The 12,420-nt window shown below is 53.7% G+C and carries 8 protein-coding genes; all 8 read right to left on the reverse strand.

From position 1 onward, the window contains the following. Positions 1-116 precede the first annotated feature (116 nt). Complete coding sequence (locus IVG45_RS20990; protein WP_196435693.1) at positions 117-3,515, reverse strand: DEAD/DEAH box helicase family protein; 3,399 nt, start codon at positions 3,513-3,515, stop codon at positions 117-119. Further along, positions 3,512-3,877, reverse strand: a complete 366-nt coding sequence (locus tag IVG45_RS20995; protein ID WP_196435694.1) for a HepT-like ribonuclease domain-containing protein — start codon at positions 3,875-3,877, stop codon at positions 3,512-3,514. Before IVG45_RS20995 ends, IVG45_RS20990 begins: the two co-directional genes overlap by 4 nt. Further along, positions 3,874-4,164, reverse strand: coding sequence for a nucleotidyltransferase family protein (locus IVG45_RS21000; RefSeq protein ID WP_196435695.1), 291 nt, complete (start codon positions 4,162-4,164; stop codon positions 3,874-3,876). The genes IVG45_RS20995 and IVG45_RS21000 overlap by 4 nt, the downstream gene beginning before the upstream one ends. Then, the gene (locus tag IVG45_RS21005; protein WP_196435696.1) at positions 4,165-5,361 is read right to left on the reverse strand and encodes a restriction endonuclease subunit S; all 1,197 of its coding nucleotides are present in this window, start codon (positions 5,359-5,361) and stop codon (positions 4,165-4,167) included. A 29-nt stretch (positions 5,362-5,390) separates the two neighbouring features. Next, entirely contained in the window at positions 5,391-6,929 is a 1,539-nt protein-coding gene (locus IVG45_RS21010; RefSeq protein ID WP_196435697.1) for a class I SAM-dependent DNA methyltransferase, read from the reverse strand. A gap of 141 nt (positions 6,930-7,070) precedes the next feature. After that, complete coding sequence (locus IVG45_RS21015; protein WP_196434802.1) at positions 7,071-8,108, reverse strand: IS110 family transposase; 1,038 nt, start codon at positions 8,106-8,108, stop codon at positions 7,071-7,073. A gap of 1,170 nt (positions 8,109-9,278) precedes the next feature. After that, on the reverse strand, positions 9,279-10,688 hold the full coding sequence (gene glnA / locus IVG45_RS21020; protein WP_196435698.1) for a glutamate--ammonia ligase: 1,410 nt from the start codon (positions 10,686-10,688) through the stop codon (positions 9,279-9,281). A gap of 176 nt (positions 10,689-10,864) precedes the next feature. After that, on the reverse strand, positions 10,865-12,235 hold the full coding sequence (locus tag IVG45_RS21025; RefSeq protein ID WP_196435699.1) for a porin: 1,371 nt from the start codon (positions 12,233-12,235) through the stop codon (positions 10,865-10,867). Between the last annotated feature and the right edge of the window lie 185 nt (positions 12,236-12,420).

Here is a 12,420-nt window from a genome sequence, read left to right on the forward strand (position 1 = left end):
GCAACCGGACCTTTCGTTGAGCGGAGCCGAAACGATAGCCGGCTTCGGTTGCTTCGGCTCCGCTCAGCACTAGTCCGCTCGGCCCACGGGTTTGAAAATCCGATTTCGGCACTTGACTACGCCGCCGCGCTATTCCAAATATCCTCCAGCACCTCGGCCAACTTGCGCACGGTGTCCGACGGGAATAAGCCGTTCGGCCCATGGGGATTGATATCGATAAATGGCGATTGATAGAGCCGCTCGACCGGCATCACTCCGTTTTGAGTCAGCTCCCGCACAATATGGTCAATATACTCGATCTGGTCGGCGCTGGCGGTGGTGCCGCTGATGAAGGTGCTGAATGCCCGCGAGACGGCTTCCCGTTCCAGGCCCACCAATGAGCGGATGAATACGCCCAAGCCGTGATGTTGTGCCTTGGCCAGGCTGATCAGTTCCGGCGAGCCGCCGGCTTCGATCAACATCCGTTCCAGCTCGATCAAATCCGACGGCGTCAGCGCCTGATTTCGGCGCAGACGTTGCAGCGAAACATGATCCTGATGGGCTCTCAGAAACTGCCGCGCCTTATCCTTGAACTTCGCCATATCCATGCCGCCGCCGACTTGCGGCAGATCTATGGTCGATTCCTCGCCCAGGGCATCTTCAAAATCGGTATAGACAATTTTCCTTTTGCTTTTCTCGATCAACTTGACCAGCGCCCGCAACCGTTTTCGCGCCGTTTCCAGCATCGCCACCGTCACATCCTGCCACCACTCGTCGCCGGCAATGGCCTGGATCAACACCATTTCCGCCTTGATCGCCGGAATGGCCTCCTGCTCCTGCAAGGCATGGGCTATGGCCTGAAGGGTTTCGCGCTGGCTGGTGAAATTCGGCTTGGCTTGCAATATGGCGAGTTGAATACGCAGCACCAGCATGTCGAAGCGCTTGGCCTCTTCGTCCTCGTCGCTCAGTTCCGTCGGCAGGCCGGCAAGCTCTTGCGCCAGCGTAGTCAAATCCTGCTCGGCTAGCGACCGCCAAGCCTCGGGCCGCGCGAATCTTTCCACCGCCTGGCGTTTGGGGCGGACCACGAAGTTGTCGATGTTCATGGCCGCGACCTGGCCCCGCAGAAAATCGGCCAGCTCCAGCCGCAATTGCCGTTGATCGACAGGATAATCGGCGGTTTCGGCGATCCGCCCGTCCGACAGCCATTTCTTATCCAGCTCGGCTATCATCTCCAGCCGGGCCTTGAATAAACGGGTTCCAAGAGACTCATTAAGCGAGCCGTCGGAAAAATTCGGCTTCTGGCTAAAAAACTCCAGATTCTGGCAATAATCGAAGATGTAGAAAAACTGCTTGTCCAGGCCGGGGCCGAACAAATCGGGACAAAGCCGTGTACCGCGCCCCAGCATCTGCCAGAACTTGGTTTTCGAGCGCACCACCTTGAAGAACACCAGGTTCACCACTTCCGGCACGTCGATGCCGGTATCCAGCATGTCCACCGATATGGCGATATGCGGTCCCTTGTCCTTGTTGGAAAAGCTGTCGATCAGACTCTGGGCATAAGTGGTTTTGTAGGTCACCACCCGGGCAAACTCACCCCGGTAATGCGGATAGTTGATGTTGAAGCGTTCGGCGATGAACTCGGCATGCTCGTTGTTTTTGGCGAAGATGATGGTCTTACCCAATCGATCGCCACCGGCGACTTTCTGGCCGTTGGTCATCAAATGCGCCAGCACCTTGTCGACGGTGTCGGTATTGAACAACCATTGATTCAGCGCCGCCGCGTCGATGGCATCCGGCGTGGTGCCGTCCTCGTTCCATTCCAGCGCATCCCATTGTTCCTTTTCCTCTTCCGACAAATCATCATACTTGATGCCTTCGCGTTGAAACTTCAAAGGCACCGACACAGCCTTGGGCGGCACCAGATGGCCATCCGCCACTGCTTCATCCAGAGCATAGGCATCGGTCGGCACGCCGGTTTCCAAATCGAACAGGCCATAGGTATTGCGGTCGATTTCGTCCTTGGGCGTGGCGGTCAAGCCCACCAAAAGCGAATCGAAGTATTCGAATATCGCTCGATATTTTTGATAGACCGAGCGGTGCGCCTCGTCGATGACGATCAAATCAAAATGACCGACACCAAAGCGGCGCTGGCCATTATTGGCATCATCAATTAGCCCCATCATGGTCGGATAGGTCGAGACAAACACTCGGCCTTCGGCATATTTATCGGTAACCAGATTCACCGGCGAAGCATCCGGCAGATGCTTCTTGAAGGCATTCACCGCCTGATTGACCAGCGCCACCCGGTCGGCCAAAAACAAGGCACGCTTCACCCAGTTGCCGCGCATCAATACATCGGCCAAGGCAATCACCGTCCGCGTCTTGCCGGCGCCGGTGGCCATCACCACCAACGACTTGCGTTGCTTGTCGATTTCAAAGGTGGAAGCTATGCGGCGCACGGCGCGGGTTTGATAATAACGGCCGGCAATCTCGGCCTCGATGACGACCTCGGCCAGCGGCTTGCGGCTGGCGCGGCGCTGAATCAGCAACTCCAATTCCGGTTTCTTATAAAAACCCTGCACCGGGCGCGGCGGATACATTGTGTCGTCCCACAACCAATGCTGATAACCGTTGGAATAGAAAATGATCGGCCGTTGACCGTATTGCCGCTCCAGGCAGTCGGCATACAGCTTGGCTTGTTGCTGGCCGACACGGGCATCCTTGCGGGTACGTTTGGCTTCGATCAGCGCCAACGGTTTGCCGTCGTCGCCCCACAGCACGTAATCGACAAAGCCTTTGCCCTCGTTATTGGGCATGCCGGATATTTCAACTTCAAAGTTCAGCTCCGGTTTTAAATCCCAGCCGGCTTCCTTCAACAGCAAATCGATAAAGTAATCGCGGGTTTCGGCTTCCGAGTAATCGTGACTGTCGGGCTGGGCGGAATTGGCCTGCTTGGCGGCGGCGATTTGCTCGCGCAGTTGTTTCAGTTCTTCATCCAGCGCCACCTTGTCCGACAGCAACTTGGACAGCTTTTCGTCGCGCTCATGCAACTGGCTTTCCAGGCTTTGCAGTTGCGCCAGGGTTTGCGGCGGCACTGCGGTCGCCTTGGGCAACAAGGCCGGATTGAACAACAAGCCAGGGTCGGGCCGGGTAGTGCGGCCATACGTCCGCCCCAGCCAATAACAAACGTGAAACAGCTCGCGCGTGGCGGTAACGGCATCGGTTGCAGAGATTTTGCGGCTGCTGTGCACCGCCAGATTGCCCAAGTCCTTGATCAGCTTGGCCTTGGTAAACAGCGCCTCGCCAACCGTTTGCCGAAAACTCGGTTCGTGTATCAATGCACTCAGATGGTCCTGATACGGCAAGCGCAAGCTGCTGTCGTGCTTGTACAGCCAGGCCATCGCCATTTCTAGGCTGCGCCGGGCATAAAAACAGGAGGCCCGTGGGTCGGTATTCGCTAACTCTTCGGCCTTGGTAGCCGGTTCGCTGAGGAACAACCATTCCGGCGACTGAAGGAAGGCAAAATGGCGGGTCATTTGCTTAGCGAATCCAGTGCGGTTTTCACCGCTTCATGCAACGACGACAGGTCTCTATGTATCGTCGCCCAGACGGCTTCCAAATCGACCAAAAAATAGCCATGCGACAACACATTGCGCATACCGATCGCTTGGCCGAACGGAATCTCCGGGTGGTCTGCAACAAACTCGGGATATTGCTTTCGGATATTGTTCGAAGCCTCGCCAATTACCTCGAAGGTGCGGATGACCGCATCCTGGGTTTTGCGATCCGCCAGAAACCCCACTTCATCCAGATCTTGGACATAGTCATGGCAGCGCTCGATAGCCTCCAAGATGTGGCCAAGATAATCCGCGAGGCGAAATGGCTTGGCTTGGGTCATATCGGTTGCGCCTCTTGAAGCACAAGATGCCGAAATTTCTCCGGCAAGGCGCGCGGTGTCAGCACATCAATCGAAATCTGCAACAATTCCGACAGCTCGAATTGGATGGCGCCAATATCCATCAAGGTAGTTTCGGCGGTCGGCTCCACCAGAATATCCAAATCGCTGTCGTCGGTATCATCGCCGCGCAATACCGAACCGAATACACGCGGATTGGTGACACGGTGGCTGAGGGCAATTTCGCGGATGCGGTCGCGGTATAAGTTCAGGGCTACGGATGGGCGCATTTACAGTTCTCCACGGAAAGCTCGGTGTTGGAGGGATGAGAATAACGAATTTAACTCATTCAATGACTTCGCATGAATGGCTTTGATTTTCGAAATTGTATCCATTTGTTTAGCGAATTGTACTTGAAGCGTTATTGGTGGAACTATACAAACCAAGTTTTTCAAATCTTTCAAATATATTGCCTGTTGAGCCGACGAACCTGATGTTTTATATAAATTGCTACGCATTACTGGATGCTTTAATAGCGCGTTCAAAAATGATGGCTCTATTTTTTGACGATGAAGCTTTAAAAGTATTACCGAGCCCATCAAACAGAATTTTTCATCAATAGTAACTTCACACATCCGGCCAATAGTTGCACCGCGACTTACTACCAACAAATCGCCAATTTCAGGGTTACATTTCTTACGGAATTTTTCACCTAACCCAATTTCTACTTTCTTAGCGAAGTATGTTTCTATTGAGTCTTCAAGCACATTGCCAGCCATAACAATGGGCATGCCTTCTTCTGAAAATTCAGGATTCAAATGTTCGCCATCTGTAATCTTTAAAGTGACTTCTTCTAGTTTTTGGAGTGGCCAATTCTTTGGGTTTGATTTCGGGTCACCAAACATCTCAATAAAAATGGACTGGGTTAGGCTGTCCAGTTGCGCCAAGGCTTCCCGGCGCTTCGCTCTGAGCGCATCGGCTTGGTCCAGAATGGCGGCGATGCGGTGTTGTTCGGGGAGTGGTGGAACAGGTACGGGAAGTTCTTTAATTTTTCCCAAACTCAAAGCTGGCTGAGCCGTTTTTGATGCGCTGCTTAATAGGTAATTTTTTGCGCTGGGTGATGTAAGCCAATGGTGTAAATACTTGGTATCAACGCTTTCAGGGTTGGGTGTAATTTTGGCTAAATTGGCTGGAATAATAGCGAAACTGAACTCTTGCAATGAATCGACAATTGCCGAATAACCAATGGAACCAATTTTAACAAGTAGAATGTCGCCGACTCGAACGCTACTACGTTTTAATTCGTTGGCTTTTATTTCAGATATAAAGCGAATATCAAACCAGTCGAAAGTATCATTCGTGATGTTTTTTCCCTGTAACACAGGAATTCCGGATTCAACATAGTCACTAAGTTTCAAATTTGAGCCAAACGGCCCATCTACAATTGCGTTGGGAATAGGGGCAGCCACCTCTTTTAGGGTTTTCAACTGCCAGCTTGAATGAAGCCTAGGAGCTCTCACTGTAACATTCCTTCTAGCACCTTCATCCCCGCCTGAATCTCGCCCTCCAGCTTGGCCAGTTTAGCCAATATTTCCTTGGGTGGCAGATGCTCGACGTCTTCATGTACCACTTCCTTGTAGCGGTTGATGGACAGATCGTAGCCGTTGGCGACGATGTCGGCCAGCGGCACGCAAAAGCTTTGTTCGGTTCGGGCGCGTTGCCGCTCGCTACGGTCGCGCAGTTTCCAGCGGGTCAGCACATCCGGCCGATTGTTCTTGGCATGTTCCTCGGCATTCAGAATATGCAGGGGCGCCAATCCGAGTTTGTCTTCCGGCAGCAGCGGCTGGCGCTTGTCGTCCAGGCTCCAGCCGTCGGCTTTCATGTCGTAAAACCAAACATTATCGGTGCCGCCGGAATTGGTTTTGGTGAACAGCAGGATGGCGGTCGATACGCCGGCATAGGGTTTGAAGCAGCCGGACGGCAGGGAAATCACCGCATCCAGTTTTTGTTCCTCGACCAGCATTTGCCGCAGTTGCTTGTGCGCCTTGGAGGAACCGAATAGTACGCCATCAGGGACGATGACCGCCGCCCGGCCACCGGGTTTGAGCAGGCGCAGGAACAAGGCCAGAAACAGCAGCTCGGTTTTCTTGGTCTTGACGATGGCTTGCAAATCCTTGGCGGTGTTTTCGTAATCCAGGGAACCTGCAAACGGCGGATTGGCCAGAATCAGCGAGTATTTTTCTTCGTCGCCGGCATGGTCTTGCGCCAGCGAATCCTTATAGCGAATGTCCGGGTTGTCGACGCCGTGCAGCGCCATGTTCATGCTGCCGATGCGCAGCATGGTGTTATCAAAATCGTAGCCATGAAACATGCCGTGGTGGAAATGTTCGCGGCTGACGGCGTCGCGCAGGATTTCCGGGTGTTTTTCGCGCAGGTATTCGCCGGCGGCCACCAAAAAACCACAGGTGCCGCTGGCCGGATCGCAGATGACGTCCTTGGCGTTGGGCGCGGTTAGTTCCACCATCAGCCGGATGATGTGGCGCGGAGTGCGGAATTGGCCGTTCTGGCCGGCGCTGGCGATTTTGCCGAGCATGTATTCGTACAGGTCGCCCTTGGTGTCGCGGTCTTCCATCGGCACATGGTCGAGCATGTCCACCACCTTGGCCAGCAAGGCCGGGGTGGGTATCGTGAAGCGGGCGTCCTTCATGTGGAGGGCATAGGTAGAGCCATCGCCGCCCATGCCGCGCAGGAACGGAAACACATGATCGTTGACCACTTCGTACATTTCGCCGGCGGCGAAGTGCTTGAAGCGCGACCAACGCAGGTCGTTGTAATCGCGACCTCTGGCATCGTTGCCTTCCGGGAAAATGCGCCGTTCCATCGGTTTTTTTAAGGTCTGCGATTTGTTTTCTTCCAGCGTGTGCAGGTCGTCCAGACGGCGCAGGAACAGCAGATAGGTGATCTGTTCCATCACCTCCAGCGGATTGGAGATGCCGCCGGACCAGAAGGCGTTCCAGATTGAGTCGATTTGGCTGCGAATTTCGCCGGTGAGCATGAGCTATCCCTGTTATTTGTTTCGCCGAAAGGCGGTGTCTGAGGCTAGGGCCGCTACTATACCTCAGGATTTGGTTGAAAAAAATTTCCCTGATTTCCTTGTAGATACTCTGTTCCAAGTCAACAAAATTCCATCACTTTTTCACTCAGCGATGATGGGTGTCGGAATGACATAAAACCGTGTGTTATCGAACGGCTGGTCGTGCTTTAGCATGCCATGGATCGCATGCAGTAATTTACGCATCACTGCGCAGACGGCCTGTAAAGGTTTCTTGCCGTTGTCGACCAAGTGCTGGAAATAAGCGCTGACATGGGGATCATGCTGTTTGGCGCTCAAGGCCGGCATATACAATGCCGAGCGAATATGCCGGTTACCCGCCTTGGACAGCCGCATTTTCTTATGTACGCTTTTGCCGGATTCAAAGGCTTTGGGATCGAGCCCGGCAAACTTGACCCATTCGCGATGCGACAGGTTGGGTGGCAATAACAGCAGTTCGCCCATCAAAGCAATGGCGCTGGTTTGGGCAATGCCTTTGATGCCGGTCAGCAACTCAAAAACACGCTTGAGTTCCGGGTGCTGGTTGATCAAGGTCATCGCTTCGGCGGCCAAGGTATCGATGCGTTTTTCCAATTGACTGATCGCCAGCTTGGCATCGCGCAGCAACGCCTTTGGAGTTTCCTGAGTCGCACTCAGTGCATGCAGATGGTTTTTCGCGGCAGCTTTCTGACCGGTCAGCGCATCAATGCGGCGGGCAAACCCGCGCAAAGCCAGGGTCTGATTCGATGGCCGGGTCCAGGCGACAAAGTCCATGCGCTCGACGTATTCGGCCAGGGTATTGGCATCAACGGCATCGGTTTTGCTGTTTCTCATCAACACCTTGGCGAAGTTATGCGAGGCCTTGGGATTGACGACCATCACGGGAATACCGGCGTCATGCAACGCAATTGCCAGGTCGAAATGGTAAATGCCGGTGGCTTCCAGGCAGACTTTGATGCCCGGCAGCTTGATCAGCTTGTTGACCAAGCGGGCACGGTCAGAGCGGGTATTGGCATATTTTTGTGGATCGAACGACTTGCCGTTCTTGCGGATCACCAGCACCAATTCATCGGCTCCGACATCCACGCCGGCAAACAGGCGGTGGATAGATTCAGCGATGGCATTGATTGGGAGGTTCGTCATAATCGTTTTTTAATTCAGTTAAAGGTTAAGTACACTATTCACCGGTTCCCGACCCTGCGCATGCACCTACCTTCCTTGTGTATGCAGGCTCTAAGCCTCGGATACTCCACGGTATGGGTGAATAGGGCGGGGGCCAATCTACAGCACAGGCTCTGGTATTTACCAGTCCTCAGGGGCGAACGGCCTCCCAATGAACGATGACAGCTTAATCGGTTCTTCTAGGCTATCGGTTGTTAAAATTCATCATACAAGGGGCGAATTCATTCGCCTTGGGCGATTAAAATCGCCCCTACGGGACATTCGAATATCGGGAACTTATTTTTGTCGGCGAGTGTCGGCTTCCGGCGGGAAAGATTGCTAGCCATCCCTGGCTAGCAATCGCGCCTACACCGCCACGTGATTGCCTGCGGCGGCCCTGGCCGTCCGCGTCACCTCGCCTTTGACCCAACAAGGGGATCAAAGCCTTGGCTCTCGCATGACTCGACGCCGTTTCGCGATGCCTTGCAGTTTTTCTAGTCGAAAAACCGCCCGGCGCTACGGCTTCCAGGGACTACTCAACCTTCACTCGCTAACGCTTCGTTTCCAAGGTTTCGCAGCGACGGAATCTCAAGCGGCTCATTGGCGTATTGCAGCGGCAGAATTTGAGTCGGTTTTGGCTCTGAGTCAGGCCATTCTCGTTCGGAGATTGATTGTTCCGGCTCGAAGCCAGGCCATTCTCGTTCGGAGACCGATTGTTTCGGCTCGGAGCCAGGCCATTCTCGTTCGGAGACCGATTGTTTCGGTTCGGAGCCAGGCCATTCTGGTTCGGAGGCTGACTGTTCCGGTTCGGAGCCAGACCATTCTCGTTCGGAGACTGACTGTTCCGGCTCGGAGCCAGACCATTCTCGTTCGGAGACTCATTGTTCCGTCTCGGAGCCGGGTGATTCTCGTTCGGAGACTGATTGTTGCGGTTCGGAGTCTGGTGATTGTGGTTCAGAGACTGATTGCCATGGTTCGGAGTCTCCGGGATCAGGCTGAGATGGAGTGATTTTTGAGAAAGATCGTCCCCTTTGCCAATTCTCCGCGCAGTCAGCGGCAACCGGTTCGCATCGGACATAAAAAACCCCGCTAAGCCGGACGGGCTTGCGGGGTTTTTCGATAGCATGGGCCTGTACGAAACAGGCTTAACTATTACAAGCTGTAGTACATATCGAACTCAACCGGGTGAGTGCTCATGCGCAGACGGGTTACGTCTTGTTGTTTCAGCGCGATGTAGCCGTCGATGGCATCGTCGGTGAACACGCCGCCACGAGTCAGGAACTCGCGGTCCGCATCCAGTGCGGACAAGGCTCCGTCCAGAGAGAAAGCGACTTGTGGGATGGCTTTTTCTTCTTCTGGCGGCAAGTCGTACAAGTCTTTATCCATCGCTTCACCGGGGTGAATTTTGTTTTGGATACCGTCAAGACCAGCCATCAACATGGCGGCGAATGCCAGGTATGGGTTGGCGGTGGAGTCGGGGAAACGGACTTCGATACGGCGGCCTTTAGGGTTGGTGACGTAAGGAATACGGATGGACGCGGAGCGGTTACGCGCGGAGTAAGCCAGCATCACAGGGGCTTCAAAGCCTGGAACCAGACGTTTGTAGCTGTTGGTGGAAGCATTGGTGATCGCGTTCAGGGCTTTAGCGTGTTTGATGATACCGCCGATGTAGTACAGCGCGGTTTCGGACAAGCCGCCGTACAGGTTGCCGGTGAACAGGTTGACGCCGCCTTTTGCCAGTGATTGGTGAACGTGCATGCCGCTGCCGTTGTCGCCAACCAGCGGTTTAGGCATGAAAGTCGCGGTTTTGCCGTAAGCGTGAGCGATGTTGGCAATCACGTATTTCAGTTCCAATACTTCGTCGGCTTTTTTAACCAAAGTGTTGAATTTGGAACCGATTTCGCATTGACCGGCGGTCGCGACTTCGTGATGGTGCACTTCGATGGTTTGACCGATTTCTTCCAATACCAAGCACATGGCTGAACGCATGTCTTGGAAGGAATCGACCGGAGGAACGGGGAAGTAACCGCCCTTGATGCCTGGACGGTGGCCGATGTTGCCGTTTTCGTAGGCTTTTTCGGAGTTCCAGCCGGCTTCTTCGGAGTCGATTTTGTAAGAGCAGCTACCGATGTCGCTGTTCCAGCGCACGTCGTCGAAAATGAAAAATTCGTTTTCGGGGCCGAAGAATGCGGTGTCGGCGATGCCGGTGGATTGCATGTAGGCTTCGGCGCGTTTGGCGATGGAGCGTGGGTCGCGGCCGTAACCTTGCATGTCTTTAGGTTCGATGATGTCGCAACGCAAGATCAGGGTTTTGTCGTCGAAGAATGGGTCGATTTTAGCGGTGCTGGGGTCGGGCATCAGAATCATGTCGGATTCGTTGATGTGTTTCCAGCCGGCGACGGATGAACCGTCAAACATGTTGCCTTCTTCGAAGGTGTCTTCATCGATAGTGTGGGCAGGGAAAGTAACGTGCTGTTCTTTACCGCGGGTATCGCAAAAACGAAAATCGACAAATTTAATGTCGTTATCTTGGATCATTTTGAGTACGTTATCTACTGACATCGGCGAAGGTCTCCTACAGGATAATTGTTATGGTTTAGGTGGTGTAAAACAGCGGTAACAATAGCATCAATTGCCGTAAAGAGCTATATAAAACAAAGCTTCCAAGGATCGTTAAGCGATCTTGGAAGCCAGGATTAATTGATCTACCGGTCTAAATTATTTACCGCATCATCATTTTAGAATGTGACTACGACATCGGCCGAAACCAGGAATTGGCTGCGGGAGTTGCCGGTGTCAAACGCGTTGGCTTTGTCGGTAATATCGTAGCGAAGATTTGGACGCAGATTCAGCCATTTCGCCGGTTTGTAGCTCATGCCGGCGGTGATGGCGTAGTAACCGCTGCCGGTGGCCGGATAGCTGGCTGCATAGCCTCCGCCGCAAGCGAAATTGTCGCCTTGGTTTGCCGATGCGGCGTAGCAGCGTCCTGGTCCCCATATTCTATAGCCATTATGGTCACGGAACCATTCGGCGCGCAGGCCGGCCGATACTTTGTCGGTTACGTCATAAATCAAATATTGGTTGAGGCCGTACCACTCGGCATCTTCCCGGCCGCCATCGGTGCCTCTGGCCGCGCCATTGGGAGTCCAGACGTTATCGGCGAAGCCATGGTCATGCTGCATGATGAAATGCAATTTGTCGGTAAAGTTATGTTTGGCGACGATGCTGTACATGGCCCAACTGTCGCTGAAACTTTCCGAGCGCTCACCGGCGGTGGAGGTTACAGCCAATGAGGTACCGGCGTCGTCGCTGGTCCAGGTCACGCCGCCCAGCCATGCCCAGTTGCCCAGATCTCTATCCCAGTTGCCGTCCCAGCCGCCGGTGCTGCTGCCCGTGACGGCGCCGCCCATGACAGTCCAGTTTGGGTTGGCAACGTAGGTGGCCAGGATACCTGTGTGGGTAAACGGTTCGCCGTATTGCATGGTGTAAGGCTTGGTGATGAAGAAATTATCCGGCGCGGTGACCACTTCGTAACCGATGGGGGTGTAGAAGTGACCGGCTTTTACCGCGATGCCGTTGCCAACCGGCAGGTTGAATTCGGCATAAGCCTGTGGCAGTGCCAGGCCGTAAAAGCGTTCTCCGCGGCCGCTCAAATTCAAATCCCAGCTGCCGCGTTCGCTGGCTTCCAATGTGGCGGGATCAAAGCCTGGCGAACCGTAGGCTTGGGTGAAAATCGCGTCGGTGCCGTACATGACATCGACTCGGCCGCCAATGTCGAATGAGTCGCCGTTGACGTTGATGGCTTTTTGCAAATACAGGTACAACTGGTTCATTTGCAGTTCGCCGCTGCGATCATTAAATGTGATCGGGCCATTAAAACCGTCGCCGTTGCTGTGCATATTGGCGGAGATGCTGGAGTTGAGCCAGCCGCCCAGTTTTAGATTGTGATCCTTCATGAATTTTGCTTCATTCGGATCGGCGCCCAGTGCGCCCAATAAGCCGGAGGCTTCGGTCCAGTCGTCGGCATTGGCCGCAGAGGCGCTTAGCGCCAATAAACTTACAAAACAGGCACTAATAGATAGCTTGCGGGTGGGTGCGTTTTTTTTCATGAGTTAATCCTCTTTTTTTCAGTTACTACTGGATTCAAATATAGCACTTTGTGGGCCAGTTTCAATATCAGTGAAATCAATAAGATAAAGCCGATTCTCTGGGTGGTTTACGCGTTATTTTGGTGCGATTTTTTTGTTTTTGCACCAAAACAAAACATTTGCTCTGCCTTGTTTAAACGCCACCT

The sequence above is a fragment of the Methylomonas sp. LL1 genome (assembly GCF_015711015.1).
GTDB lineage: Bacteria > Pseudomonadota > Gammaproteobacteria > Methylococcales > Methylomonadaceae > Methylomonas.